Source organism: Dactylosporangium sp. NPDC005555, from assembly GCF_040605635.1.
GTDB lineage: Bacteria > Actinomycetota > Actinomycetes > Mycobacteriales > Micromonosporaceae > Dactylosporangium.
Genome location: NZ_JBEXDG010000010.1, coordinates 1 through 26,493, shown reverse-complemented (window position 1 = coordinate 26,493; position 26,493 = coordinate 1). Strand labels below are relative to the sequence as shown.

The window sequence follows — 26,493 nt, the reverse complement described above, 5'->3', positions numbered from 1 at the left end:
GCACCTCACCGCCGCCTCACCCGGGGCCGCGCGTACCGCCATACGTCCCGTCCGGGAGTGAACAATGCGCAGAATCCTCACGTGGCTCGCCGCGGCCGTCATGGTCGTGGCGGGCAACGCGGTCGCGGCACCCGCCGCGTCCGCCGCCACCTACACCCCGCCCGCGCTCAGGCAGCGGGTCGACCTCAACACCGGCTGGCGCTTCACCAAGGGCGACGTCGCCGGTGCCGAAGCCACCACGTTCAACGACAGCGCGTGGCAGCAGCTCAACGTCCCGCACACCTGGAACGCCGCCGACGGTGCCGACGGCGGAAACAACTACTACCGCGGCATCGGCTGGTACCGGCGGCACTACACCGTCCCGGCCGGCTTCGCCGGCAAGATGCTCTTCCTGCAGTTCGCCGGCGTCAACCAGGTCGCCGACGTGTGGGTCAACGGCGTCTACCTCGGCAAGCACTCCGGCGGCTACGCCCGCTTCCGCTTCGGCGCCACCTCGGCGTTCAAGGTGGGGCAGGACAACGTCATCGCGGTCAAGGTGACCAACGCGCACAACGCCGACATCGCCCCGCTGTCCGCCGACTTCACGTTCTACGGCGGCATCTACCGCAACGTCAGCCTGCAGGTCGTCGACCCGCTCGCCGTGCGGATGCTCGATTCCGCCGGTCCCGGGGTGTACCTGCGGCAGCGGTCGGTCACCGCGGCGTCGGCGACCGTCGACGTGACGACGAAACTGTTCAACAACAACACCTCCAGCCGCTCCGTCGTCGTCCGCACCGTCATCACCGACGCTTCCGGCACCGTCGTCGCGGATCAGTCGTCGGCCGCCCGCACCGTGGCGGCGAACGCCGGCGTGGATGTGCTTTCCACGGTGACCATCGCCAACCCCCGCCGGTGGGACGGGCTCGCCGATCCCTACCTGTACAACGCGAACGTCGAGATCCGAGACTCGGGCCAGGTCACGGACGTGGTGACGGAGCCTCTCGGCCTGCGCACGTTCGGCGTCGACCCGAACACGGGCTTCAGCCTCAACGGCCGAGCGTACGACCTGCACGGCGTGAACCTGCACCAGGACCGCGCCGGGGCCGGCTGGGCCGTCAACGACACGCAGCACACTGCTGACTTCGACCTCATCCGCGAGATCGGCGCCACCACGATCCGGATGGCGCACTACCAGCACGACCAGAAGGACTACAGCCTCGCCGACGAGCGCGGCCTCGTCGTCTGGGCCGAGATCCCGCTCGTCAACGACACCACCAACTCCGCGGGGTACACGGCGAACGCCCGCCAGCAGATGACCGAGCTCATCCGGCAGAACTACAACCACCCGTCGATCGTCTTCTGGGGCATCGGCAACGAGCAACGCGTCGACAACGCCGCCACCAACGCGCTGCTCGACAGCCTCGCCGGCCTGGTGGACACCGAAGACCCGGACCGCGTCTCGGTCTACGCCAGCTGCTGCGTCAGCGACACCGGCGCCGTCAACAACCACGCCGAGGCCAGCGGCTACAACAAGTACTTCGGCTGGTACAACGGCTCGTACAACGACCTCGGCGGGAACCTGGACAACCTGCACGCCGCCAACCCGTCCCGGCGGATCGCCCTGTCCGAGTACGGCGCGGGCGCCAACACCACCCAGCACGCCCTCAACCCGGGCGCCCCGAGCCCCGGCGGCCAGTACCACCCCGAGGAATACCAGGCGCTGCTGCACGAGGCATCCTGGAAGCAGCTCGACGCCCGCCCCTACGTGTGGGGCACCTACGTGTGGAACATGTTCGACTTCGCCGCCGACGCCCGCAACGAGGGCAGCCAGCCGGGCATCAACGACAAGGGCCTCGTCACCCGGGACCGGCTGACCCGCAAGGACGCCTTCTACTTCTACAAGGCGAACTGGGCCTCGACGCCGACGCTGTACATCACCAGCCGCCGCTGGACGAGCCGCACGACCGCCGCCACGGAGCTGAAGGTCTACTCCAACGCGCCCTCGGTCACCGCCACCCTCAACGGCGTCTCCCTCGGCGCTCGCACCAGCACCGACCGCATCTTCAAATGGACCGGCGTGACCCTGCGCCCGGGCGCCAACACCGTCCAGGTCACCGCCACCCTCAACGGCACCCCCGTCACCGACACCGTGACGTGGACCCTGAGCTGACCGCCCCTTCCGGCCGCTGCACCGTGTTCCCCGGTGCAGCGGCCGCGCTCCCGACGCCGGCCGGTAGCGTTCCCTGGGTGCGGTACCTGACCCAGCAGTTCGCGGTCGGCGCCCTGCGCCGCGGCAACGGCATCGAGCAGTTCCTCGGCCCCGCCGAAGTCGACGGCGCGGCGGCCGTGCGATGGGTCGCGGTCACGCCCATGGACGGCCGCTACACGGTCTCGTTGCACACGGTGCGTGACCTCGACGACGACCGCTTCGCCGACCTGCCCTTGTTCCCGTCCCTGGACCCGGTCGACGAGGACTACGTCGGCCAGGGCCGCGAACTGGCCGGCAGCCCCGACGAGGAAGCCGCGATGACCCTCGCCGAACGCCTCACCGGCGCGACGAGGGACCGATGGGTGAACTTCGGCGTCGCCGGTGAGGAATACCTGGACCTGGTCCGATCCCGGCGGAGCAGGCCGTCGGCCATCTGATGTCCGAGGGCGGTGCGCTGTCAGTCGACGTACCAGTCGAACAGGGCCCAGCCGGGTGGGGTCGCCATGACCAGGAGCATCACGGCGGTCGCGGCGAGGACCGTCCACCTGGTCCGGTCGGCGCGCAAGCGGGGACTCGCCAGGCCTGGGACCGAGAAGGCCAGGCAGATGACGGCCGGGACGAAGCCGAAGAGGACCACGATGACGGCCGGCCAGGACCAGCCGGGTGGTGACTGCTCGGGGAAGTACGGCGCGTCGGTGGTGAGGAAGGCGACTGCCGCGTACAGGTACGCGGCGACGAGCAGCCACTGGGCTGAGACCAGCGTCTTGATCGGCGTCGACGCAGCATGAGGCGCCGGCGCCCTGGCAGGATCGGGGGATGGACGACAGCGCGCCGTTTCGGTGGGACCTGGTCACGCCGGATCAGCTGGGGTCGTTGCTGGACGGGGTGGACGCGCCGGATCTGTGGTTCCTCGACGAGCTCGTCGCGTGCACCGGGAAGGTCGTGGCCCGCGGCGGCAACGGTGACCTGGTGTTCGTCGGCCGGTCCCTCGACTCGATGTACGACCTGCTCGGCGGGGCCCTCGACGGGCGGGTGGGGCTGCGGCGGCTGCCGTTCTCATTCGCACGGCCGGTGGTGCGGCGGGGGCGCAGGTGGCGGCAGCGGGCGTTGACGCAGGCCGAGGTGGCGCAGGCCCGCCGGATGGTCCAAGGGGTCGGGGCGGCGCCGCGGGACCTGGCGCGCGGGGCGCGGCCGGTGACGTTCGTCGACGTGGTCAGCGAGGGCGGGACGTTCACCGACCTGTACACACTGCTGCGCGAATGGATCGACGAGGAGCGCGAGCCGTGGCCTGTGATCCGGCGCAAGCTGCGGTTCGTCGGGGTGACGTCGCGGCGGCAGACGAGCCCGAACGCGTACCGCTGGCAGCAGGACGACGCGCCGTGGACCGGTGAGCTACCGGCCAGGGCGGTCGTCAACGTCTCACTCGACCGGCAGGTGTGGTCGTACTTCGGGGACGACCAGACGAAGCTGACCCGGTCGTTCCGCCCCGAACGGTGGCTGGCCGGGGCGGACGGGCCCGACCGGGGCGAGCAGACCCGGGCGGCCCTCGCGGAGGCGGTGGCGCTCGTCCACTACGGTCGCAGCAGGGAGGGGCGCCGCGCGCTCGCCCGCGCCACCGCCGGTGAGCCCGCGCTCGCCGAGCCGTGGCTGCGCACGCTGGTCACCGCACTGAGCAACGGCTGATGCGACAGATTGGAACGGGGCATGCGGGACAAGATCGAGCAACCGTGGGGCGTCAGTGCCTTCGGCGCGGCGAGCGTGCAGGCGCTGCCGGAGCTGGTCCGGATCAAGTTCAAGATCGTGAATACCCAGGAGACGCCCTCGGCGGCGTTCGACGTGGCCAGCGCGGCGGTCACCGAGGTCCGGGCCGCGCTGCGCCGGCACGGCATCGCGGACGGGGCGGTCAAGGCGTCCCGGCTGAGCCTCGTGACGGCCACCAGGTACATCGAGGGCGCTCACCGGTTCGTCGGCTACCAGTGCGTGGCGGGGTTCGCTGTCGAGTCGGCGGACCTCGACGGGAGCCGGCAGCTTCTGGTCGACCTCGTCGCGGCCGGAGCCAACGAGATCGAGGACGTGGACTTCGACGTCACCGGCAAGCCGGCGTTGCGGGCCGAGGCCCGGCGCGGGGCGGTCGCGGCCGCCCGGGCGAAGGCCGAGCTGTACGCGGAGGCGGCCGGCGTCCGGCTCGGCGCCGTGGTGCACATCGAGGACGTCGACTCGGACGGGCCGGGCGCGGACAAGTACCGCAGCCACGCCACTGACGCGGCCGACGCCGCCGCCCAGGACCTCGCCCCCGGCTACGTCATCGTCAACGCCGCCGTGCTGCTCGGCTTCGCGCTGCGAAGCGACTGACGAAGGACGCGAAGCACGGCCTGCGAAGCGACTGACGAACAATGCGAAGCGACTGACGAACGATGCGAAGCGATTGACGCAGGACGCGAAGCGCGGCCCGGGGCGAGCCTGCCGCCGGAGTCCAGGAACGCGGCGGCGAGGCTAGTCGGGGGCGTCGGACAGCAGGGTCTCGATGCGTTCGAGCAGGACGCTCGGCTCGAACGGCTTGACCAGGTAGTCGTCGGCGCCGGCGTCGAAGCCGGTGCTGACGTCCAGCCACTGGCCGTGTGAGGTGAGGATCAGCACCGGCATCAGCTCGGTGTCGGCGGTCTCGCGCAACGCGCGGCAGACCTCGATGCCGTTGATGCCGGGCATGCTGACGTCCAGGATCGCCAGGTCGGGGTGCTCCCGGCGGGCGGTGTCCAGCGCGGTGCCGCCGTCGGCGCAGGCGATCACCTGGTGGCCGGACGTGTCGAGCAGAAACGTCAGCAGCTCCCGGATGGCGAGGTCGTCCTCGGCCACGAGCACCGTCGACATGCGCACCAACTTTCTGGAAGCTCCCGATCCGAGTATATGGACAAAACCGCTCAACTATGGTGGTTCCGGATGGACGGAGTCTGGAGGCCGCGACGATGACCGCAGCGCCTGCGCCGCAGTATCTGCGGCAGCTGTCGCACGAGCTGCGCACGCCGCTCACCGGTATCCGTGGGTACAGTGAGGTGCTGGAGCATGCGGGTCCGCTCACCGAGCGGCAGCGTCACATGCTGACCATGCTCAACTCCTGCGTCCACCGGCTCGACAGCCTCATCGACGACCTGCTGCTCTTCGCGGCGGTGGACGCCGGGGTCTACGGGCTCGTCGTCGAGGACCTCGACCTGCGCCGGCTGTGCGACCGCGTCCTGAAGGCGCACGCCGCACGCGCCCGACCCGGCGAGCCCGGGGTGCGCTGGACGGCCGAGGGCGGAAGCTGCGTCGTACAAGGGGATCCGCGACAACTGGAGCATCTCGTCGTGGCACTGCTCAACCACGCCGCGGGGTGTTTCGCCGGCTGCGGGGAGCTGCTGGTCGCGCTGCACGGCGACGACACCCAGGTGCAGCTCGTCGTCACCGCCGGCACGCAACCGTGCCCGGCCGGCATCGTGGGGCTCGGGGTGGCGGTGGTGCGCGCCATCGCCGACCGGCACGGCGGGATCGTGACCGCGGGCGACACCGAGCTCCGGGTCATGCTGCCGCGCACCGCGACGCCCGGCGACCGGGTGACGGTCCGGCCGATGCGGCGGGCCCGATGACGGCGGAGCGGCACCGCTGGTACGGCTCGATGGCCCTCGCGGCCGTGGTCCTCGTCCTCGGGGCGCTCGCCACGCTCGGCGTCACCGTCGTCATCAGCGGCAAGGAGCGGCGCTCGGCGCAGCAGGCGATCGAGCGCCAGTCCGATCTCGCCGCCGCCGCCGTCGCCGGTGAGGTCCGCCGGTACGTCGACACGATCGACAACGTGGCGGCGGCGTTGGGCTCCCACGACGGGCTGAGCCCGCAGGAGTTCACGCGGGCGACGGCGAAGGTGCCGGGGGAGGCCCTGGCGGGCGCGACGGCGCTCGTGTTCGTCGTCCCGGCCGGCGCCGCGGACGTCGCCACCGTGCAGGAGGGATGGCGGGCGGCGGGCGCCACCGGGCTGACCCTGCGACCCGCGGACGGCCTCCAGGAGCATTATTTCGGCGTGTACGCCAGGCAGCTCGACGGCAACGCGCCTCTGGAGGGCGGGACGGATCTCGGCGGCAACCCGGACCTCGCCGACGTGCTGCGGCAGTCGCGCCGGACGGGCCGTGCGGCGGTGTCCAACGCGGCGCTGCTCGCGCTCGACGCGTCCCGCCCCGCCGGTGCGCAGCGCCGGACGCTCAGCCTCGCCACCCCGGTCACCGGGCCGGCCGGGGAGCTGCGCGGCTGGGTCGTGCTCGGCCTGCGTGGCGAGGGCTTCTTCGGCGGCGCGCTCGGCGAGGTCCTGCACCGGCGGGTCACCGCGACGCTGTCGGCCACCCAGACCGGCGGCGGCCTGCTGCCGATCGCGACCGTGCACCGCCTGGCGACCCCCCGCGACGCCCTGCGCCGGTCCCAGGACATCGGGATCGCGCAGCGGCTGTGGCACCTCGAGGTGAGCGCCGACCCGCGCGATCTGCCCGGCGCCTACACCGACCGGCCCCTCGTCGCGACCGCCTCGGGGGCGGTGCTGACCGTGCTGGTGACGCTGCTGGTGTACCTGCTGTCGACCCGTCGCTCGAAGGCCATGATCCTGGTGCACGAGGCGACCGGCGAGCTGCGCGCCGCCGAACGCGAGGCGCGCAACCAGGCCGCGCTGCAGCAGGCGATCCTCACCAGCCTCGGCGAGGGCGTCACCGTCGTCGGCGCCGACGGCCGGGTGCTGCTGCACAACCCCGCGGCCCGCCAGCTGCTCGGCACCGACGGCGACCCCGACACCCTCGAGGACTGGCCGGCGCACTACGGCGCGTACCTGCCGGACCGCGCGACCCCGTTCCCCGCCGCGGAGCTGCCGATGGTGAAGGCGCTGCGCGGCGTGTCCGTCGACCGGGTCGAGATGGTCATCCGCAACGCCACCCACCCCGACGGAATCCTCGTCAGCGTCAGCGCCCGGCCCCTGGACCGCTCGGCGGGCGGGCCACGCGGCGCGGTCGCGGTCCTGCACGACATCACGGCGCTGCGCCGCTACGAGACGGAGCTGGCCCAGTTCGCCGCGGTCGTCGCGCACGACCTGAAGAGCCCGCTGACCGCAGTGCACGGCTTCGCCGCCGTCGCCGCCGACGCCCTCTCCGTGGCGGACCCGCTGATCGCCTCCGCCCCACCGGCGGGTGGAGCCCGGCCCGCCGCTGCGGCGGAGCCGGACAGCCCAGAGGCCCGGCGGGGCGGCCTGACCCGGTCGAGCACGGCGCGGGCCGCGGTCGAGCGGGTCCGGCAGGGCGCGATCCGGATGCGGTCCATCATCGACGACCTGCTCGCCTACACCACCGCCCGCGACGCGCCGCTCAACCTCACCGAGGTGGACCTGCGGGCGATCGTCGAGTCGGTGGTCGCCGAGCGGACCGCGCCGGTCCCGCCGGCAGACCTGGCGATGGCGTCCTCGGCCGGCCGCCCGCCGGCGCCGGTCGTCCACATCGGCGACCTGCCCGAGATCAAGGCCGACCCGGGCCTGCTGCGCCTCGTCGTGGACAACCTCGTCGGCAACGCCATCAAGTACACCCCCGCCGGCCGCACCCCGCACGTGGAGGTCACCGCCGACGCCGGCCCCGACGGCATCCACCTCGTCGTCGCCGACCGCGGCATCGGCATCCCCGACGACGAGAAGGCCCGCGTGTTCGAGTCGTTCTACCGCGCCCGCCCCGTCGACTACGGCGGCACCGGCCTCGGCCTCGCCATCTGCCGCCGCATCGTGGAGCGGCACGGCGGCTCGATCGCGGTCGAGGACAACCCGGGCGGCGGCACCCGCTTCCGGGTGACGCTCCCGCTGACCGCCGCCGCCGAGCCCGACCCGATCGCGGCGCTGCGCACGTACGGCACGTCGGGCGACGCCGGCTGGGAACGCCTCATGCGCCCCAGCGACACCACCACCCCGGCGGCGCGCTGAAGGGTTAGGCGAGGGACCGGTAGTAGGCCTGCATCGAGGGGTAGTAGTCGGTGAAGTCGGGCATCGGGGTGTCGTCGGGCGAGCGGGAGGCGACCAGGGCGTCGAGGTAGAACTCCCAGCCGGGGCCGACCTCGCCGATGCCGTCGGCCGTGGTCAGGTGGTGCACCAGCCGGAGCTCGGTGCCGCCGCCGGTGCTGGTCAGCAGCAGCTCGAGGTGCCACGAGCCGGCCGCGTCCGAGGTGGTCACCGAGAGGCGGCGCGGCGCGTCGCAGACCTCGATGCGGGCCTCTGACCAGGGGGCGCCCTCTTCCTGCACCAGCTGGATCTGGATGGTGCCGCCGGGGCGGCCGTCGCCCTTCCAGGGGCCGAACCAGCGGGCGGTGCGCTCGGACTCGGTGACGCTGGCCCACACGTCCTCGATGGGGGCGCGGAAGGCGCGGCGCACGACGAGGTCGCCGCCGGTCGGGGTCGGCGTCCAGGTGCCGTCGGGTGTGCGGGTCATGCGCTGCGTTCCTCTCCTGTCGGGGTGCCGCGAAGGCGTTCGCGGCGGGTGCGGAACACCTCGGTTTCGAGGGCGTCCATGCGCTGCTGCCACACCGGCGGCACCGCGAACTGGGCGAGCCAGCCGGTCAGCTCGGCGAGGCGGGTGGGGTCCACGGCATAGAGGCGGCGCCGGCCGTCGAGGGTGTCGCGGACCAGGCCGCACTCGCGCAGCACCCGCAGGTGCCGGCTCACGGCGGGGCGGCTGATGGCGAAGCGGGCGCCGATCACGGCCGCGATGTGGCCCGCCGGCTGCGGGCCGGCCCGCAGCAGCTCGAGCACCGACCGGCGGACCGGGTCCGCGATCGCTTCCGCCACATCGTCCACGCCGGAAGTGTAACCTACGAGTTACACGATGGAACGACTAATGCAGTCTGAAGTCTGGCTTAGGTGGCTTGACATCGAAGGATTCGAATCGGAACATCTGACAGGTAACTTACCTATCTAATGATGGAGGCGCCTCGTGAAGATTCCCGGCAGGCTGGTCGGCATCGGTGCCGCGGCCGTGCTCGTCGGCGGGGTGACGGTCGCCGTGACCACCTACGGCGCTGAGGCGGCCGCTGAGACCCTGCTCTCGCAGGGCAGGCCCGCCACGTCGTCGTCCGACGAGACGTCCTCGTTCGGCCCCGGCAACGCCGTGGACGGCAACACCGGCACCCGCTGGGCCAGCGCCGAGGGCGTCGACCCGCAGTGGATCCGGGTCGACCTCGGTGCCACGAAGACCATCACGCACGTCAACCTCAGCTGGGAGGCGGCGTACGGCAAGTCGTACCAGATCCAGACGTCGGCCGACGGGAGCGCCTGGACCAGCATCTTCAGCACCACCACCGGCAACGGCGCGACCGACGACCTCACCGGTCTCAGCGGCACCGGGCGCTACGTGCGGGTCCTGGGCACCGCCCGCGGCACGGCGTGGGGCTATTCGCTGTGGGAGCTCAAGGTGTACGGCAGCGACGGCACCACCCCGTCGCCGAGCGCGTCCACGTCCCCGTCGAAGAGCCCGAGCGCGAGCCCGTCGCCGTCCAAGAGCCCGAGCAGCAGCCCCAGCAGCAGCCCGAGCGCCGGGAAGGACCTCACCGACCCGCGCAAGAAGGACATCGCCATGCAGCTGGTGTCCAGCGCGGAGAACTCGTCGCTGGACTGGAAGGCGCAGTACAAGTACATCGAGGACATCGGCGACGGCCGCGGCTACACCGCCGGCATCATCGGCTTCTGCTCCGGCACCGGCGACATGCTCGAGCTCGTCGAGCTGTACGCGCAGCGCGTCCCCGGCAACGTCCTGGCGAAGTACCTGCCGGCGCTGCGCAACGTCGACGGCACCGCCTCGCACGCGGGCCTGGACCCGAACTTCACGAAGGACTGGAAGACCGCGGCGGCGGACCCCGCGTTCCAGACCGCGCAGAACGACGAACGCGACCGGGTCTACTTCAACCCGTCCGTCCAGCAGGCGAAGGCCGACGGGCTGCGGGCTCTGGGCCAGTTCGCCTACTACGACGCGATCGTCATGCACGGCCCCGGCAACAGCGCCGTCAGCTTCGGCGGGATCCGCCGGGCCGCGATGGCGAAGGCCCGCACCCCCGCACAGGGCGGCGACGAGTTCACGTACCTCAACGCCTTCCTCGACGCGCGGGTCGCGGCGATGAAGACCGAGGAGGCGCACAGCGACACCAGCCGCGTCGACACGGCGCAGCGGGTGTTCCTCAACAACCGCAACTTCGACCTCAACCCGCCGCTGAGCTGGAAGGTCTACGGGGACCCGTTCACCATTCCCGCCTAGTTCACGAAGGCTTGGCGCCGCCGAGGATCGACGAGATCGCGTCGGCGGCGCCCGGCTTCGCGAACAGGTACCCCTGACCGAACTCGCAGCCGAGGTCCTGCAGCGTCGACCACTGCTCCTGCGTCTCGATGCCCTCGGCGACGGTCTGCAGCTGCAGGGCCCGGCCGAGCTGCACGACGGCCTCCGCGAGGGTCGCGTCGCCGTGCTCGGTGTCGATGCCGTCGACGAACGAGCGGTCGATCTTCAGGATGTCGACGGGGAACCGCTTCAGGTACGACAGCGACGAGTAGCCGGTGCCGAAGTCGTCGATCGCGAGCCGGACGCCGAGCGCCTTGAGCCGGCCGAGGGTCTCGATCGTCGAGTCGGTGTCCTGCATCAGCAGCGACTCGGTGATCTCCAGGACCACCTGTTGCGCGTTGATGCCGGTCTCCGCGAGGATCTGCCCGACCTCCTCGACGAGGCCCTCGTGCTGGAACTGCCGCGCCGACAGGTTCACGTTCATGCGGATGCGTTCCGCGGCCGGGAACTCCACGCACCACCGCGCGAGCTGCTCGCACGCCTGGCGCAGGACCCACCGGCCGAGCGGCACGATCAGCCCGGTCGACTCCGCCAGGGGGATGAACGCGTTGGGGCCCACGAGGCCGCGCAGCGGGTGCTCCCACCGGACGAGGGCCTCGACGCCGATGAGGCGGCTGGTCGGCAGGTCCACGATCGGCTGGTAGTGCACGACGAACTCGTCCCGGGCGAGGGCCCGCTCCAGCTCGGCGCGGTCGTCGGCCTCGCGGAGGATGTCGGCGTACATGCCGGGGTCGAACAGCGCGTAGCGGTCCCGTCCGGCGGCCTTCGCGGCGTACATCGCGAGGTCCGCGTTGCGCAGCAGTTCACCCGGGTCGGGTCCGTCGTCGCCGTCGGCGGCTTTCGCGGTCGCCACGCCGATGCTGGCGGAGCACACGACCTCGCGGTTGCCGAGGCGCAGCGGGCGGCGGATCGCGGCGAGGAGCCGGTCGCCGAGATCCATCGCCTCGATCTCGCTGACGTCCTCGACGAGGATCGCGAACTCGTCGCCGCCGAGCCGGGCGAGGGTGTCGGCGGCGCGCAGCTGCTGGTGCAGGCGCAGCGCGGTGGTGGCGATGAGCTGGTCGCCGGCGTTGTGCCCGAGGCTGTCGTTGACGAGCTTGAAGTCGTCGAGGTCCACCAGCAGCAGCGTGATCCGTCCGCCGCAGCGCCGGTTGCGGGCGATGGCGTGCTCGAGCCGGTCGCGGAACAGCGCCCGGTTCGGCATCCCGGTCAGCGAGTCCGCGAACGCCTGCCGGGTCAGCTCCTCCTCCAGCTCCTTGCGTTCGGTGATGTCCCTGATGCTGATGACGGCGGCCTCCAGCGACGGGTCGTGCAGCCGGTTGGTGCCGATGACGTCGGCGTAGATCCAGGCGCCGTCGCCGCGGCGGACCCGGGACTCGACGCGGGCGCAGGAGCCGGGGGCGCCGTTGGCGACGGCCAGCCACCACTCCATCACCAGGGGCAGGAAGTCGGGGTGGGTGATGTCCATGAGCAGCTCGCTGGTGACGTACGACTGCTCGTAGCCGAGCACGCTGCGCACCGACGGGCTGCAGTAGGTGACGCCGCCGCCGGGGAGCACGGCGATGACCGCGTCGGAGGAGTTCTCCAGCAGTGCCTCGATCCGGCGTTCGGCGCTGAGCCGGGCCGTGTCGAGCCGCCGCCGGTTGCTGGCGGTGCGTGCGCAGAACCACATGACGCCGGCCATCAGCGCGAGGGTCAGCGCGGCGAGGGTACCGGTGACGGGCCGGTCCCTGGTGAGCACGAGCGTGACGTACCCGGCGAGGGACGCCGCCCCGATGCCGATGACGGCGCGTTCGCTCGCGAGGGCCGCCGTGGACGCCAGGACGAGGGTCACACCGGCGGGGTAGATGGCGAGCGCGGCGACGTCGTAGGCGGTGAACGCCAGCAGCACGGCGAGGTTCGCCACCCACCAGGCGACGAGGACCTTCGGCAGCCACGGCCTGTCGACCAGGTCCCGCCATGGCAGGAACGCCATCGCGGCCTGGGACACCCCGGCGAGGGTGATCAGCGCGACGAGCAGCGGCCCGCCCTGCCAGTCGAGGTGGACGCGGACCGCGCCGATGGCGATCACGCCGACGGCGACCCACGTGCCCAGCCGGATCTGGCGGGCCCGGTAGTCACCCTCGTGCTGCTCCAGCGCGTTCACCGACATGGTCCGTTGATCGGTGCGGGCCGGGCCTTCCTGAGCCCGATCGTCGTCCGCCGCGGGTGCGGTACGGGAGCGAACGCGCTGACATTTGTCATCCGCCGGACGTGCACCGCGCACCCGAAACCGTGTGCGGCGGCACTACAGGCACCGCCGGAGGGCACGAAGACTGTCCATATGAGACGCAGACTTGTGTTGACGGCCGCCGCGTCGGCCGCCGCCGTCACCGCCGTCGCAGCCCCGGCCGCCGCGGCCGGCGTGCCGTCGCTGCGGAAAGCGAGGAACAGGCGGCTGGTGCTGCCCGAGCCGACCGGACCGCACCGCATCGGCACCGTCGCGCTGCACCTCGTCGACCGGTCCCGCCCCGACCCGTGGGTCCCCGCCGAGACCGTCCGGGAGCTGATGATCCAGGTCTGGTATCCGGCGCTGCCCGCGCCGTGGCTGCCGCGGGCGCCGTGGGTGTCGCCGGCGTTCGCCGAGTTCGTCAACCCGGCCGGCTCCGGCGTCGAGCTGCCCGTCACCCACGCCCGCACCGGCGCGCCCGCGCTGCCCGGCCCGCGCGCCGGGTGGCCCGTCGTGCTGTACTCACCCGGCTTCGGCGTCGAGCGCACCGCGAGCACCGCCGTCGTCGAGGAGCTCGCCGGCCACGGGTACGTCGTCGTCACCATCGACCACACGCACGACTCGCCGCTCGTGGAGTTCCCCGGCGGGCGGGTCGCGACCAGCGCGGTGCCGCCGCCGACGGGTGAGCCCGGCGAGGAGGAGGCGCTGATCGCCAAGGCCCTCGCCGCGCGGGTCGCCGACACCCGGTTCGTCCTGGACTGGCTCGCCCGTCCGCAGCAGGCGCTGCCGGCCGGCCTCTGGCACGCCATGGACCAGCGGCGGACCGGGATGATCGGGCACTCGCTGGGCGGTACCACCGCCGCGCAGACGATGCTGGAGGACCGGCGGGTCAGGGCCGGCGCCAACCTCGACGGCACCATGTCGGGCCGGGTCGTGGCCGCAGGGCTCGACCGCCCGTTCCTGCTCGTCGGCTCCGAGGGCCACGGCCGCGCCGACGACGGGTCCTGGGCCGCGTTCTGGTCCGCGCTGCGCGGCCCGCGCCTGGAGCTGCAGCTGCGCGGCTCCGGGCACCTGTCGTTCACCGACTACCAGGTGCTGCTCCCGCAGGCCGGCATCCCGCCCGCGGACCTCGCCGACCAGTTCGGCACCATCGACGGTGCCCGGTCGGTGCGGGTGCAGCGCGCCTACCAGCTGGCGTTCGTCGACCGGTACCTCGGCGGCCGGCGCGGCGCCCTGCTCGACGGCCCGTCGCGGGCGTTCCCCGAGATGCGGTTCCTCCCGTGACGGCCGCGGTCCAGGTGCACGGGGTGCGCCGCCGCTACGGCGCGTTCGAAGCGGTGCGCGGCGTGTCGTTCGACGTGGAGCGCGGCGAGCTGTTCGCCCTGCTCGGCACGAACGGCGCCGGGAAGACCTCGACCCTGGAGCTCGTCGAGGGCCTCGACCGGCCGACCGGCGGCACCGTGCGGGTCCTCGGCCACGACCCGGTCCGCGACCGGTCCGCCGTCCGCCCCCGGACCGGGGTCATGCTGCAGGAGGGCGGCTTCCCGCCCGACCTGACCCCGGCCGAGACGCTGCGGATGTGGGCGGGCACGCTGAAGGCCCGCGCACGGGGCGTCGGCGAGGTGCTGGAGCTCGTCGGCCTCGACCACCGCGCCGACGTGCGGGTGCGGCAGCTGTCCGGCGGCGAGCGACGCCGCCTCGACCTCGCCGCCGCCGTCATCGGCCGGCCCGACCTGCTCATCCTCGACGAGCCGACCACCGGCCTCGACCCCGCCGGCCGCAACGACACCTGGCGGCTGCTGCGCGGCCTGCTCACCGACGGCGTCACGATCCTGCTCAGCACCCACTACCTGCAGGAGGCGCAGGAACTCGCCGACCGGGTCGCGATCCTGCACGCCGGCACGGTCGCCGCGACCGGCACCGTCGCCGAGGTCGTCGCCGCGTTCCCGGCCCGCGTCTCCTTCGACCTGCCGGCCGGCCTCACCCTCGACGCGCTGCCCGACGTCGTCGGCGCCTACGACGAGCACGGCGGGCGCGTCACCGTCCACACGACGGCGCTGCAGGCCGCGCTCACGACGCTGCTCACCTGGGCCGCGGCGCACGACGTCGTCCTGACGGGCCTCGACGCCAGGTCAGCGACGCTGGACGAGGCGTTCCTGCAGATCGCGGGTGCCGCATGACCGGCCTGGCCCGCTCCGAGATCCTCCTGCTCGCCCGCAACCGCATCGCCGTGTTCAACGCCGCGCTGCTGCCGGTGATGGTGTTCGGGCTGTTCGTCAACGGCGGCGGCGACGCGACGCTGCTCATCGGCGTGCTCGGCTTCGTGCTGCTCGGCGTGCTCTATTACACGCTGGTCAGCACGTACGTCGCCCGCCGCGAGGACCTGGTGCTCAAGCGGCTGCGGGTCGGCGTCCTGAGCGACGTGGAGATCCTGGCCGGCACCGCGGGACCCGCCGTCGCCGTCGCCCTGGGGCAGATGGTGCTGTTCGTCGCCGGCGGCGCGATCGCATTCGGGCTGCCGGTCCCCGCGAACGCCCCGGTCCTGCTCGCCGGCATCCTCGGCGGGACCGTCGTGTTCGCCCTGATCGCGGCGCTGAGCAGCGCGTTCACCCGCACCGTGGAGCTCGCGCAGGTGACCACGCTGCCGGTCCTGCTGGTCTGTCTCGTCGGCGCCGGTCTGACGGTACCGGTGGACGCGTTGCCGCCCGCGGTCGCCGGGACGCTACGGTGGCTGCCGCTGACCCCAACGCTGGACCTGGTGCGGCTCGGCTGGCTCGGCAGGCCGGGGGAGGGCGTCCTCGGCGTGCTGCGGGCCGCTGCCGGTCCGGCCGGGCTGCTCGCGGCGTGGACGGTGCTCGGCTGGGTCGCCGTGCGACGCTGGTTCCGCTGGTCGCCGCGGCGGTGACGGGTTCGATGGGGGTCGGTTCGGTGATCGGATGGTGGCGGCGCCGGGGGCAGGCGACCCGGTTGGAGTACTACGTCCGCGGCACCCTCTACGGGCAGCTCGTGGTGTCGCCACTGCTCATCGGGGCCCTCGTCCAGCTCAGCGTCGGCGCCACCGCCCTCGCCGTGGTGGTCGCGGGGTCGGTCGTGCACACCGTCGTGTGCCTGCGGCTCGCGCACGCCGGCATCAACGCCTACCTCGGGCTGCGCCCCCAGCCGGTCGCCCTCGTCGTCGCCGGTGGTCTCCTGACCGCGCTCGGCGTCGGCGCCGGCTACGCCGCCTACCCGCGTGCGGACCCGGGCCACCCCGACGGGCCGGCGACCGCGATCCTGCTCATGCTCTCCGCGACGTACGTGGCCGCCCTGGCCGCCGCGGTCCGCCCCCGGTCCGCGGTCGCCGCCGCGGTGGCCTGCTGCGCCGTCGGCGCGTTCTCCTCCGGCGCCGGGTCCACGATCGCGCTCGGGGTCCTGCTGGTGAGCTTCGTCTTCGCGTACCGGACGTCGCTGTGGATCCTCGGCATGGTCCGGGAGCTGGACCGGGCCCGGCACGTGCAGGCCGGGCTCGCCGTCGCCGAGGAGCGGCTGCGCTTCGCCCGGGACCTGCACGACGTCGTCGGCCGTACGCTGTCGGTGGTGGCGTTGAAGGCCGAGCTCGCCGCGCAGCTCGCCCGCCGGGGCCGGGAGGAGGCGGTGGACGAGATGCTCGAGGTGCGGCGCATCGCCCAGGACTCGCTCACCGAGCTGCGCGCCGTCGTCGGCGGCTACCGCGCCGCGGACCTCGACGTCGAGCTCGCCGGCGCCCGCGCCCTGCTCACCTCCGCCGGCATCGAGTGCCGGATCATCGGCGACGGCGCCGCGCTGCCACCACCGCTGCAGGGCGCCCTCGGCTGGGTCGTCCGCGAGGGCACCACCAACCTCCTGCGTCACAGCGAGGCCCGCAGCTGCGTCGTCACCCTGCGGACGCTGCCCTCCTCGGTGACCCTGACGATGACCAACAACGGCGTGCCCTCGTCCGGCACCATCGTCTTCGGCGGTGGACTGATCGGGCTCACCGAGCGGATCACCGCCCTCGGCGGGACGGTGAGCGCGGTCCGGACCCCGCCGGACAGCTTCCAGCTGCTGGTCTCCCTGCCGGCTTCGGCGGTTTCATGATCCGCATCCTGCTGGCTGACGACGAGCACCTCATCCGCGGTGCCATCGCCGCGCTGCTCGGGCTCGAAGAGGACCTGGAGGTCGTCGGTCAGGCGGCCACCGGCGCCGAGGCGCTGCGCCTCGCCCGCGCGCTGCGTCCCGACGTCGCCGTCCTCGACCTGCAACTGCCCGACCTCGACGGCGTCGCCGTCGCCACCGCGCTGCACACCGAGCTGCCCGCCTGCCGCACGATGATCGTCACCAGCCACGGCCTGCCCGGCCACCTGAAGCGCGCCCTCACCGGCGGCGTCCGCGGCTTCCTCGGCAAGACCGTCTCCGCCGAGATCCTCGCCACCGTCGTGCGCACCGTCCACGCCGGCGGCCGCTACGTCGACCCGCAGCTCGCCGCCGAGGCCATCAGCGCCGGCGACAGCCCCCTCACCGCCCGCGAGGCCGACGTCCTCACCCTCGCCGCCGAAGGCGCCCCCGTCGACGAGATCGCCCGCCGCGCCGCCCTCTCCCCGGGCACCGTCCGCAACTACCTGTCCTCCGCCGTCGGCAAGACCGCCGCCGCCAACCGCCACGAGGCCGCCCGCATCGCCCGCTCCCGCGGCTGGATCTGAGCCCCGCCCGTCATGATCGCCCTTACCCGGCGGCCGGTGCGGCGATCCCCTTCACCTGACCGTCGTGTTCGGCATCAGCGGGACTACTGCCACGTTCTACGCCGACAGCGCGCGACAACTGCTCGAGCAGGCGACCGCACCGCCATCATGACGACCGACCCGGAGCTCACGGCGGACCGCAGCGTCAACGGACTTCAACCGTGAGGCTCGCCGGAGCAACACGCGCCGGATTCACCTGCCGACTACTCTCGCCGTCGCCGTGCGGCCAGCCTGGGCGTCATCTGTTCCTGGCTGACCGGAAGGCGGGGAACGTCGCCGGCGGCGGCGTTGTCGTGTCTTGCCAGCGGGCGGACATCGCGTCGGCCAGCCGGGCGAACCAGTCCGCCATCGTCGGCAGTGTCGCGGCTCGTTCGGCGAGCCGGGTGAACACCTGAATCTGCTGCACGAGCTGCGCTCGACGGCGCCAGCGAGTGTGTGAGGGCTGGCTGGTGGCGGCCAGCAGCGGCAGCCGCTGTACCCGAATGGCAAGGGCCGCCGCAGCACCGACCGCGAGTGCCTGGTCAAGGCGTCCGAGGACTTCACCGGGCATGGCCCGGGCCAGTTCACAGCGGTAGGCATGGTCGGCCTCGGTCACCACGTTGTCGGGCAGCGTCGCCCAGTGGGCGCTGTAGGTGGGGAACGGGAAATGCAGGAACGACGCGTCGAAGCCGAGATGTCCGAAGATCGCGCCTTCGAAGTCCACGATCCGCACGCCATCCGGCGCCACCAGCGCGTTACCGGGATTGAGGTCGGTGTGCGTCAGCGCCGCGAATGGGCCGGCGTCGGCGATCCGATCCTGGACGAACGCGGCGTCATCAGCCGCGACGCGCGCGTCCGGCAGACCCAGCTCGGCGCACGCGACCTCCACGTCCCGCCATCTGTCCACACCGGGCCAGGGAAGTCCGGGGCCTGCATCCGCCTCCGACCCGCCGAGACCAGCCAGCGCCTGCCGCTACCCCTCACCCATGCCGCGAGTGCCGGCGTGCAGCCGCCCGACGGCCACGCCGAACTCCACCACCGCTCGGGTGGCGGCTTCGGCATTCGCGCCGAGGAGGACACTTTCCAACGTCGGCCAGTCCTCAAGATCGGTGGTGACCACGACACCCGAGGCCTGGTCGGAAGCGATCAACCGCGCGGTGACCCCGGTGGGCGCCGCCGTCCGCAACGCGGCCTCCTCACGTCGCAAATGGGTAGGGCCGCCGTGACCGGCCCCGTCCACCCGGCGTGTCTTGACCACCACAGTCCGGCCGACGCCGGGTAGGTCGCGGTCGAACATCAACCGCGTGACGGGAGCCCAGTCGTGCCCGAGCGGCACCTCCGCCACCAGCGACACGGACCCACCATGCAAGGGCCACAACAGGGCGAGGGCCGTGTCCCTCCGGTGCGCTGTCAAGGAGTAGTGCACGGGTGCATTCTCGCCGCGGTTTGCCCACCCCAGCAACGGCATAACCACCACCACCGACGCGGCGGCGCCCATCACCTTCCTCGATTGGAGCCCTTTCTATGGCCACACCTCTGACCCGGGAAGGCGTGCCCGTCGGCACCGGGACCGGCGCCGGGCCGGACGGGGCCAAGAGCGGGGCGCTCATCGCGGCGGGGTCGCTGCCGCTCAGCGGCTGTGCGCCAGGCCGTCGAGCATGGCCCCGGCCTTCCGCGGACCCACCGACCGGGGGCGCGCGGCGGCCGGGGCACGACGGCGACCCGGGCCGCACGACCGGCCCGGCAGCACCCTAGGCGGCTCTGGCGCGCAGCATGCGGCGGACCACGTCGATGCGTTCCGTCGTGTACTTGGCGACCACCGGCGCCGTGTCGGCGGCGACCGCCTCGGCGCGGGCGAGATAGGCCTCGTCGACGGCGAAGATGGGGAAGAGCCGGCTCGCGAACACCATCGCCGGCATCATCCCGCCCCGGTGCAGCTGCGGTGCGAGCTCCAGGAAGCGCTCCGCGAACGGGGCCAGCGCCGCGTCCTGCCCCGGGCGCCAGAACAGCGTCGTGACGTGCTTGACCTCGCTGATCGGCACCTTGCGGTCCACGACGACCGTCTGCCAGACGGCCTCCTTGACGGCAGGGTCCGGTGACGCCGCTCGTACCGCCGTCGCGCGGACCCATGCGTCGGGGTCGGGGTCCAGGCCCAGCAGCAGGTCGATGTCGGCCGCCACGTCGCCGCCGAGCTCGGCCGCCCGCGCCAGCGCGCGCCACTGCAGGTCGATGTCGTCGGCGGCCGACTCCCGCAGCCGGGCGATCTCGTCGAGGCTGCCGGCGGTGCGGGCGAGGGTCCGCCGCGCCACCTGCGCCTGGTCGGGGTCCTCGGCGAGCCTGCGGCAGGCCGCGGCGACGGCGGCGGTCAGCTCCTGCCGGTCCGAGGCCGGGGACCACAGCTCCGCGGCGTCGGCGGCGAGGGTGAGGTACGGCTCGATCACCGACCCCGACGTCTCCACCTCCAGGACGCCGGTCAGGCCGCGGACCGCCTCGGCCGCGGTGGCCTCGCCGGCGAGCAGCATGTCCCAGACGGTGGCGAGGGCGACGCCGCGGGAGATCGCCGAGGGCAGCCCGGCCGCCGCGGGGAAGACCGACGGGCGGGTCGTGGCGAACGCCAGGTCCTCGTCGTTGACGAGGTACAGGTCGGCGGGCGGCAGGTCCACCGCGGTCGCCGGGCCGGTGACCTCGACGTGGACGAGGTCGACGCGGCGCAGCCGGTCACCGTCGGCGGCGTACGCGCCGATCGCGAGGACGTGCGGCCGCGGCGGGCCGCCGTCGGGACCGGTCGCGTCCAGGAAACCGGTGCCGCGCAGCGTCAGCCGGTCGGTGCCGGCGGTCTCCAGCCAGCCGGTCCGCCAGGCGTTCAGGTCCCGGCCGCTGCGCTCGCCCAGCACGTCGATGAGGTCCTGCAGGGTCGTGTTGCCCCAGGCGTACCGCTCGAAGTACGCGGCCATCCCGGCGGCGAAGTCCGCCTCGCCGACGTACCGCATCAGCTGATGCAGGACCGAGGCGCCCTTCGGGTAGGTGATCGCGTCGAAGATGGACATGGCCTGCGCGACGTCGTGGATCGGCTGCCGGATCGGGTGGGTCGCCGGGCCCTGGTCGGCGAGGTACGCGGCGAGCTTCCCGCTCGCGAGGTGCCCCGCCCACGCGTCGGTGAACTCGGTGGCCCGCTCCGCCGCCCAGTGGCACGCGAACTCGGCGAACGCCTCGTTGAGCCACAGGTCGTCCCACCAGCGCATCGTGACGATGTTGCCGAACCACATGTGCGCCATCTCGTGCAGCAGGATCTTCGCCCGCATCTCCCGCTCCGCGGGCGTGGGCGCGGAGCGGTAGAGCACGGAGTCCGACCAGGTGACACAGCCGTAGTTCTCCATCGCTCCGCCGAACTCGGGGACGAAGACCTGGTCGTACCGACGCTGCGGAAACGGCATCCGGAACACCTCGGCGTAGAAGGCCAGGCCCTGCCGGGTGAGCGTGAAGAGCTCCTCGGCGTCCCGGTCGAGCACCGCCGCCAGGGACCGGCGGGTGAGCAGCCCGAGGTCGTGCCCGTCGGCCTCGCGCCGGATCTCGCAGAACGGCCCGGCGTTGACGACGGTGTTGTACACCGACAGCGGCGGCGTCGCGGGGAACGCCCACCGTCGCGCGTCGCCGACGGTCTCCACGACCGGGTCGCCGCTGTTGCTGACGACCGTCCAGTGCGCGGGCGCGAGGACCGTGAACTCGTGCGGCGCCTTCAGGTCCGGCTGGTCGAAGCACGCCCACACGAAGTGCGCCTCGTCCGGCTCGAACGTCGTCCACACGTAGACCTCACCGTCGGCGGGGTCGACGGCCTTGTGCACGCCTTCGCCGTCGCGGGTCTCCGTCTGCACGGTCTCGACCCGCAGACGGTTGACCGCCGCGAGCCGGGGCAGCGGGATCCGGCCGTCCTGCGCGGGCGGCAGCGCGGCACCGTTGAGGGTGGCGCCGACGACCTCGGCGGCGCAGTCGACGAAGCTGTCCGCGCCCGGCTCCCGGCACGTGAACGTCACCTCCGACACGCACCGCACCGCCGGCCCGGCCGGCAGGTCGGTGAAGTCGATGTCGACGGCGTACCGCTCGACGGTCAGCAGCGCGGCGCGGTGCTCGGCTTCGGCCTGCGTCAGGCTCCGGTTGCTCATCCCGCGATCCTAGGCGGTGGATAGATTGGCGGCATGACCATGAACGATCTGGTGGTGAGCACGTCGGACCGGCCGTGGCGGCGTCCCGCGGCCCGGCAGCCGGACGGGACCGGGGTGGCGCTCGACTTCGACGGGACGACCGATCAGGTCATGCGCGGGTTCGGCGGCTGCGTCAACGAGGTCGGCCACCGGGCGCTGCGGCAGCTGTCCGCCGCGGACCGGGAGGCGGTGCTGGACCTGCTGTTCGCGCCGGCCGCCGACGGGCTGCGCCTCACGGTGGCGCGGGTGCCGGTCGGCGCGAGCGACTACGCGACCTCCTGGTACAGCCACAACGAGACGCCCGGCGACTTCGAGATGCGCTCGTTCGGCATCGAACGGGACCGGGAGGCGCTGCTGCCGTACCTGCGCGCCGCCCAGGTGCGGGTGCCCAGGCTGCGGGTGGTCGCTTCGCCGTGGAGCCCGCCGACGTGGCTGAAGTCGCCGCCGGTGTACAACCACGGGACGCTGATCGCCGACGACCGGCACCGCGACGCGTACGCGCTGTATCTCGCCCGGTTCGCGGAGGCGTACGCGGGCGAGGGCGTGCCGGTGGCGGAAGAACGAACCCGGCGCGGACCAGAAGTTCCCGTCGTGCGTGTGGACGGCCCGCGCCATGGCGGACTTCATCGGCGGCCACCTCGGGCCGCTGTTCGCCGAGCGGGGCGTGGAGACCGGGATCTGGGTCGGCACGGTCAACGACGACGCGATCGCCACCGCCGCGACCGGCTGGCGGGACCACGCGTTCACGTGCCTCGTCGACCCCCGCGCCGCGCCGTACGTGCGGGGCGCGTCGATGCAGTGGGCGGGCCGGGCCAACATCGCCGCGCTGCACCGCGCGTTTCCGGACCTGCCGCTGACGCAGTCGGAGAGCGAGTGCGGCGACTGGACGAACACGTGGCAGTACGCGATGTACGTCAACGAGCTCTTCCGCCACTACCTGTCCAACGGGGCCGGCACGTACCTCAGCTGGAACATGGTCCTGCCCGCGGGCGGCCTGAGCACGTGGGGCTGGGCGCAGAACTCGCTCATCACCGTCGACGGGGACGCCTTCACGGTCCGGCCGGAGTTCTGGGTGACGAAGCACTACGCGCACTTCGTGCGGCCGGGCGCGCGGCGGCTCGGGCTGCGCGGGCCGTGGTCGGCGCGCAGCGTCGCGTTCGAGAACCCGGACGGCGGCAGGGTCGTGGTCACCGGCAACCCGCTCGACACGGCCGTGACGGTGGAGCTCGGCGCCGACAGGTTCACACTGCCGCCGTCGAGCGTCGCGACCGTGCTGCTGTAACGCCTCACAGCCGGATCAGCAGGCGGTCGCGGCGCTCTCCTTCCGCTGCCGGGTCAGGGCCGCGGACAGCGGCGCACCGCGCCGATCCGCTCCTCGCCGAGCGTGTACGCGCACGCCGAGCCGAACGCGGTGACCGCACTGATGGCGAGGAAGACGCCGTGCCGGCGCATCCGGTGATGCCAGCGGCCGCTGGTACCGTCGCCGCATGACCGATCATGGCGTCGATCTCGTGACCCGGGCGCTGGGTCGGCCGCTGCCCTTCGCGTGCCAGCGGCAGCCCGGACCGCCCGCCGACGGCGACGACCTGCCGGCGAGCCTGCGGTTCTGGCTCGCCCGCGACGCCACGCTCTTCGACATGGACGCGGAGCCGGAGCCGCGGCTGCCGATCGGGGACCTCGTCGAGGCCGAGCTCGGCGAGCCGTGGGGCGAGATGTTCCAGGAGCTGTCCGCGCGGTTCCCGTCGTGCGTGCTGCTGCCCGGCGGGTCAGACTCGCGGCGGGTGCTCGCGCTCGGCCACCCCGACGGCGCGGGCGAGTCCGCCGTCTTCGCGGTCGACTGCGACGACATGCCGTTCATCGGGCTCATGTACCCGGGCTTCGACTGCTACATCGCCGACGCGGCCGGACTGCTGCGGACGTCGCTGGACGGCTATCTGTGGCCGGTCGGTGATCGCGTGTACGAGGCGCGCGCCAAGCATCACCGGGACGTCCGGCTGGGCGGCGCCACCTACCTAGAGTTCCCGTTCTGACGCGGCGTGGAAGAAGTCACCGCCCTTGCGGTGCACGTCGTCGGTGCCCCACGCGCGGTCCTCGGCGGTGACCTTCCGCAGGTGCGGGATGTGTTTCGCGCAGTGGATGTACGCCTCGTCGACCCGCACCGTGACCCACCGCTCCGCCTTGCGGCCGGGGACGGTCTCCGCCGGCAGGTCCGGGTGCGCCCGGCGCATCTGCGGGTCGGGCACGATCGTCGCGTGCCCGTTGACGTGCAGGCCGATCACGTCGCGGAAGAAGTCCACGAAGATCAGCCCGACGTTCGGGTTCTCCAGGATGTTGCCGAGGCTCGCCATCACGCCGTTGCCGCGGTATTCGGGCCAGGCGACCTTGCCGGGCTCCAGCACCTGCACGAAGCCCGGCGGTCCGGCGCGGAACGTGCAGTCGGCGTGCCCGAGCGCGCTCGCCGTGGCGACGAACATCATCTCCTGCCGCCCGACGAACGCGGCCATGTCCGCGTTGAGCTCGGGCAGCACCTGCTGCCGGTAGAACCGGTCCGCCCGCTCGACCGTCCCGAACCGCTGCTGCAACAGGTGCTCGCCCGCGGATCCGGACAGGCCCGTGCCGGTCATCGTGTCCACCGCTGCCTCCAACGTCGACACCACGAAGACGGCAGCGTTGCATCCGACGCAAGCGTCATGTCGCACATCGTGTGCGTCGGCAGCCGGCCGTCATCCGAACGGTCGGTCTCCCGACCGGCATCCGGGCGGTCGGCGTCCCGATCGGATGATGCGGCACGTGGCGGACGTCAGCCTTTGACGGTGAGGAGGGGGCGCAGTTCGGCGACCGGCATCGCCACGTCCGCGCTGGTGAGGCTGCGCACGACCGGGCCGACCTCCTTGTACGCCCACGGGGCCTCCTGTTTGAGGTCGCGGCGCCAGGCGTCGAGGATGTCGCGGCGGCCGGCGACGGCCGGGTCGCGGTGGTTCAGCGGGGTCACGACGCGGAACTCCGCCAGGAACGCGTCGAGCTCTGCGTCGCCGCCGCGGGACGCCGAGCCGCGGGGGACGCTGCGGCCGGCGCCGTGGCAGGCGCTCTGCAGGGCGCGGGTGCTGCCGAGGCCGCGCAGGAGGTGGCTGGGGGCGCCCATCGAGCCCGGCACGATGACCGGCTCGCCGAACGGGTCCTGCGTCGTGGCGCCACCGGCGGGAGTGGCGCCCTTGCGGTGCACCACCGTGCCGTCCGGCGCGGGCCAGAGGAGGTTGTGCGGGGACTCGTACACCAGGCGGGAATCGAACTCGTCGGGCACCGCGGCGGCGAGTCCGGCCCGCATCATCAAGGCGAGGAAGAAGCGGTTGCCGATCGCGAAGTTCGCGGCGTTGGCGAAGGCGGTCAGGTACTTCTCGCGGCGGGCGGCGCCGGCCTCGTCCAGCAGCATCGGCAGGATCCGGTTGCGGGGCGCCGGCACGCCGGCGGGCCACAGGGCGCGGGCCTGGTCCAGGCCGGTCGAGTTCGCCTGGTGGCCCAGGGACAGCGACCCCGTGTGCACCATCAGCACCACCCGGCCCGGGACGAGGCCCCAGGCGTAGGCGGCGGCGCCGTCGTGGACCTCCGACACGTACTGCAGCTCGGCGAAGTGGTTGCCGCCGCCGACGCTGCCGATGATGCTGTCGTAGCTGGTGCCGCCGCCGCTGGTGATCCAGTCGCGGAACTGGGAGGCCGACGCGACCGGGTGGCCGGACGCGTGCACACCGCCGGAAAGGGCAAGGTCGCCGGGGGACACCTGGGCCCACGCGCCGTCCGGACCGGACGGAACGCCCGCGGACAGCAGGCCCGGCAGGCCTTCGCGGAGCAGGCCCTCACGGTGGGCGGGGGTGAGGCCGATGCGGCGGCCGCCCTCGAAGAACAGGTGCCGCAGGTGCTGCTCGAGCCGGTCCAGGTGCGGCCGGACCCGGTCGACGGTCAGCGACGTCGCCTCGACCCGCATGCCGCAGTTGATGTCGTTGCCGACGGCCTGCGGGATGAGCGCGCCGGTGGTCTGCAGGACCGTGCCGATCGGGATGCCGGCGCCCTTGTGGAAGTCCGGCGTGCACACGACCCGGTCGATACGCGCCGCCCCGGGCAGCGCCCGCAGCGTGGCGGCCGTCTCCAGGACGACCAGGAGCTCGTCGACGGCGGCGGACTCGATCGGCACGTCGGGGCCGGCGCAGATCTCGACGGGCACGTCGTACGGGTTGGGCAGGGTCAGCCAGGAGTCGTCGGTGCGGACGAGGCGCGGATCGGGCCGCTTGGTGGTCGACATGGTCCGCCCAGGGTAGGGACCTGCCCCGCCCGCCGTAAACGGAATTCCCCGGTAGCTGACGCGCTCGCCGCCGCTGACCCAGGGCGTCGGTGTGCCGCCGGTCACACGGGTGCGGTCCGTTTCGGTTCAGCGAGGCATGGGCATCACTGAGTCAGGTTGAAAACGGCGGATTGCAGGAGGAGCAATGACAGTCACTGGGATCATCACCGCGCTGATCGTCGGTCTGATCGTGGGCGCGCTCGGGCGGCTCGTGGTCCCCGGCCGTCAGCACATTTCGATCTTGCTGACCATGGTGGTCGGCATCGTCGCTGCACTGCTGGGCACCGTGCTGGCGAACGCGATCGGCATCGCCACCGACACGCCGGGCGTCGACTGGGGCGAGCTCGTCGTCCAGGTGATCGTCGCCGCCGTGGGTGTGGCGCTGGTCGCCGGCCTCACCGGCCGCCGCCGGGCCCTCTGAGGACCCCGCGACCCGAGATCTTCCAGCGGTGGCCGGCCGTCCGGCCGGGCACCGCGCGCGGGAGCGGACGG

The 26,493-nt window shown here is 72.9% G+C and carries 24 protein-coding genes and 1 pseudogene; 16 read left to right on the top strand and 9 right to left on the bottom strand.

Going from position 1 to position 26,493, the window contains the following annotated elements; all coding sequences use genetic code 11:
• Nucleotides 1-64: 64 nt before the first annotated feature.
• The 4 genes from ABZS58_RS13735 to ABZS58_RS13720 all read left to right on the top strand — a co-directional run bounded on the left by ABZS58_RS13735 (nt 65) and on the right by ABZS58_RS13720 (nt 4,540).
• Nucleotides 65-2,149 (top strand): glycoside hydrolase family 2 TIM barrel-domain containing protein, encoded by a 2,085-nt coding sequence (locus tag ABZS58_RS13735; RefSeq protein WP_354781072.1) that lies wholly within the window; start codon nt 65-67, stop codon nt 2,147-2,149.
• Between the two features lie 77 nt (nt 2,150-2,226).
• Nucleotides 2,227-2,625, top strand: coding sequence for a hypothetical protein (locus tag ABZS58_RS13730; protein WP_354781070.1), 399 nt, complete (start codon nt 2,227-2,229; stop codon nt 2,623-2,625).
• Nucleotides 2,626-3,004: 379 nt separating this feature from the next.
• The gene (locus ABZS58_RS13725; RefSeq protein WP_354781068.1) at nt 3,005-3,871 is read left to right on the top strand and encodes a hypothetical protein; all 867 of its coding nucleotides are present in this window, start codon (nt 3,005-3,007) and stop codon (nt 3,869-3,871) included.
• Nucleotides 3,872-3,892: 21 nt separating this feature from the next.
• Entirely contained in the window at nt 3,893-4,540 is a 648-nt protein-coding gene (locus ABZS58_RS13720) for an SIMPL domain-containing protein (protein ID WP_354781067.1), read from the top strand.
• 141 nt (nt 4,541-4,681) lie between these two features.
• On the opposite strand, the gene ABZS58_RS13715 is transcribed toward ABZS58_RS13720, so the two are convergent.
• Complete coding sequence (locus tag ABZS58_RS13715; RefSeq protein ID WP_354781065.1) at nt 4,682-5,056, bottom strand: response regulator transcription factor; 375 nt, start codon at nt 5,054-5,056, stop codon at nt 4,682-4,684.
• Nucleotides 5,057-5,151: 95 nt separating this feature from the next.
• Here ABZS58_RS13715 and ABZS58_RS13710 point away from each other — a divergent pair, with 95 nt between their 5' ends.
• The gene (locus tag ABZS58_RS13710) at nt 5,152-5,808 is read left to right on the top strand and encodes a HAMP domain-containing sensor histidine kinase (RefSeq protein WP_354781063.1); all 657 of its coding nucleotides are present in this window, start codon (nt 5,152-5,154) and stop codon (nt 5,806-5,808) included.
• Nucleotides 5,805-8,150, top strand: coding sequence for an ATP-binding protein (locus tag ABZS58_RS13705; RefSeq protein WP_354781061.1), 2,346 nt, complete (start codon nt 5,805-5,807; stop codon nt 8,148-8,150). Before ABZS58_RS13710 ends, ABZS58_RS13705 begins: the two co-directional genes overlap by 4 nt.
• Nucleotides 8,151-8,154: 4 nt before the next feature.
• Here the strand turns inward: ABZS58_RS13705 and ABZS58_RS13700 are convergent, their stop codons facing one another.
• Both ABZS58_RS13700 and ABZS58_RS13695 read right to left on the bottom strand, forming a co-directional pair.
• The gene (locus ABZS58_RS13700) at nt 8,155-8,652 is read right to left on the bottom strand and encodes an SRPBCC family protein (RefSeq protein WP_354781060.1); all 498 of its coding nucleotides are present in this window, start codon (nt 8,650-8,652) and stop codon (nt 8,155-8,157) included.
• Nucleotides 8,649-9,017, bottom strand: a complete 369-nt coding sequence (locus ABZS58_RS13695; RefSeq protein ID WP_354781058.1) for a metalloregulator ArsR/SmtB family transcription factor — start codon at nt 9,015-9,017, stop codon at nt 8,649-8,651. Before ABZS58_RS13695 ends, ABZS58_RS13700 begins: the two co-directional genes overlap by 4 nt.
• Nucleotides 9,018-9,153: 136 nt before the next feature.
• Between ABZS58_RS13695 and ABZS58_RS13690 the strand changes: the two genes are divergently transcribed.
• Complete coding sequence (locus tag ABZS58_RS13690; protein WP_354781056.1) at nt 9,154-10,467, top strand: chitosanase; 1,314 nt, start codon at nt 9,154-9,156, stop codon at nt 10,465-10,467.
• A gap of 1 nt (nt 10,468) precedes the next feature.
• Here the strand turns inward: ABZS58_RS13690 and ABZS58_RS13685 are convergent, their stop codons facing one another.
• Nucleotides 10,469-12,697 (bottom strand): EAL domain-containing protein, encoded by a 2,229-nt coding sequence (locus ABZS58_RS13685; RefSeq protein WP_354781054.1) that lies wholly within the window; start codon nt 12,695-12,697, stop codon nt 10,469-10,471.
• A 171-nt stretch (nt 12,698-12,868) separates the two neighbouring features.
• On the opposite strand from ABZS58_RS13685, the gene ABZS58_RS13680 reads away from it, so the two are divergent.
• From ABZS58_RS13680 to ABZS58_RS13660, 5 genes are read left to right on the top strand one after another with little or no spacing between them, the layout of a single operon-like run.
• The gene (locus ABZS58_RS13680; protein WP_354781052.1) at nt 12,869-14,038 is read left to right on the top strand and encodes a hydrolase; all 1,170 of its coding nucleotides are present in this window, start codon (nt 12,869-12,871) and stop codon (nt 14,036-14,038) included.
• Nucleotides 14,035-14,934, top strand: a complete 900-nt coding sequence (locus tag ABZS58_RS13675) for an ABC transporter ATP-binding protein (RefSeq protein ID WP_354781050.1) — start codon at nt 14,035-14,037, stop codon at nt 14,932-14,934. The genes ABZS58_RS13680 and ABZS58_RS13675 overlap by 4 nt, the downstream gene beginning before the upstream one ends.
• The gene (locus ABZS58_RS13670; RefSeq protein ID WP_354781048.1) at nt 14,931-15,659 is read left to right on the top strand and encodes an ABC transporter permease; all 729 of its coding nucleotides are present in this window, start codon (nt 14,931-14,933) and stop codon (nt 15,657-15,659) included. The genes ABZS58_RS13675 and ABZS58_RS13670 overlap by 4 nt, the downstream gene beginning before the upstream one ends.
• A 23-nt stretch (nt 15,660-15,682) precedes the next feature.
• Nucleotides 15,683-16,849: a histidine kinase gene (locus tag ABZS58_RS13665; RefSeq protein ID WP_354781046.1), complete on the top strand. Its 1,167-nt coding sequence runs from the start codon at nt 15,683-15,685 to the stop codon at nt 16,847-16,849.
• Nucleotides 16,846-17,451, top strand: a complete 606-nt coding sequence (locus ABZS58_RS13660; protein WP_354781044.1) for a response regulator transcription factor — start codon at nt 16,846-16,848, stop codon at nt 17,449-17,451. Before ABZS58_RS13665 ends, ABZS58_RS13660 begins: the two co-directional genes overlap by 4 nt.
• Before the next feature lie 277 nt (nt 17,452-17,728).
• On the opposite strand, the gene ABZS58_RS13655 is transcribed toward ABZS58_RS13660, so the two are convergent.
• The 3 genes from ABZS58_RS13655 to pepN form a co-directional block, all read right to left on the bottom strand.
• On the bottom strand, nt 17,729-18,358 hold the full coding sequence (locus tag ABZS58_RS13655) for a hypothetical protein (RefSeq protein WP_354781042.1): 630 nt from the start codon (nt 18,356-18,358) through the stop codon (nt 17,729-17,731).
• An 84-nt stretch (nt 18,359-18,442) separates the two neighbouring features.
• Nucleotides 18,443-18,823 (bottom strand): hypothetical protein, encoded by a 381-nt coding sequence (locus ABZS58_RS13650; protein ID WP_354781040.1) that lies wholly within the window; start codon nt 18,821-18,823, stop codon nt 18,443-18,445.
• A gap of 397 nt (nt 18,824-19,220) precedes the next feature.
• Nucleotides 19,221-21,629, bottom strand: a complete 2,409-nt coding sequence (gene pepN / locus ABZS58_RS13645) for an aminopeptidase N (RefSeq protein WP_354781038.1) — start codon at nt 21,627-21,629, stop codon at nt 19,221-19,223.
• Nucleotides 21,630-21,662: 33 nt separating this feature from the next.
• On the opposite strand from pepN, the pseudogene ABZS58_RS13640 reads away from it, so the two are divergent.
• From ABZS58_RS13640 to ABZS58_RS13630, 3 genes and pseudogenes are all read left to right on the top strand, one after another.
• A pseudogene (locus tag ABZS58_RS13640) lies at nt 21,663-22,154 on the top strand (hypothetical protein); the annotation flags it as partial.
• 19 nt (nt 22,155-22,173) lie between these two features.
• Nucleotides 22,174-22,950, top strand: a complete 777-nt coding sequence (locus ABZS58_RS13635; protein ID WP_354781477.1) for a glycoside hydrolase family 30 beta sandwich domain-containing protein — start codon at nt 22,174-22,176, stop codon at nt 22,948-22,950.
• A 205-nt stretch (nt 22,951-23,155) separates the two neighbouring features.
• The gene (locus ABZS58_RS13630; protein WP_354781036.1) at nt 23,156-23,698 is read left to right on the top strand and encodes a hypothetical protein; all 543 of its coding nucleotides are present in this window, start codon (nt 23,156-23,158) and stop codon (nt 23,696-23,698) included.
• Here the strand turns inward: ABZS58_RS13630 and ABZS58_RS13625 are convergent.
• Together ABZS58_RS13625 and ABZS58_RS13620 are read right to left on the bottom strand one after the other, a co-directional pair.
• On the bottom strand, nt 23,681-24,322 hold the full coding sequence (locus ABZS58_RS13625; protein ID WP_354781034.1) for a pyridoxamine 5'-phosphate oxidase family protein: 642 nt from the start codon (nt 24,320-24,322) through the stop codon (nt 23,681-23,683). The genes ABZS58_RS13630 and ABZS58_RS13625 overlap by 18 nt on opposite strands.
• Before the next feature lie 146 nt (nt 24,323-24,468).
• A complete protein-coding gene (locus ABZS58_RS13620) occupies nt 24,469-25,962 on the bottom strand; it encodes an RtcB family protein (protein WP_354781032.1) in 1,494 nt (497 codons plus the stop codon).
• Nucleotides 25,963-26,146: 184 nt separating this feature from the next.
• On the opposite strand from ABZS58_RS13620, the gene ABZS58_RS13615 reads away from it, so the two are divergent.
• The gene (locus ABZS58_RS13615; protein WP_354781030.1) at nt 26,147-26,422 is read left to right on the top strand and encodes a GlsB/YeaQ/YmgE family stress response membrane protein; all 276 of its coding nucleotides are present in this window, start codon (nt 26,147-26,149) and stop codon (nt 26,420-26,422) included.
• Nucleotides 26,423-26,493: the final 71 nt, after the last annotated feature.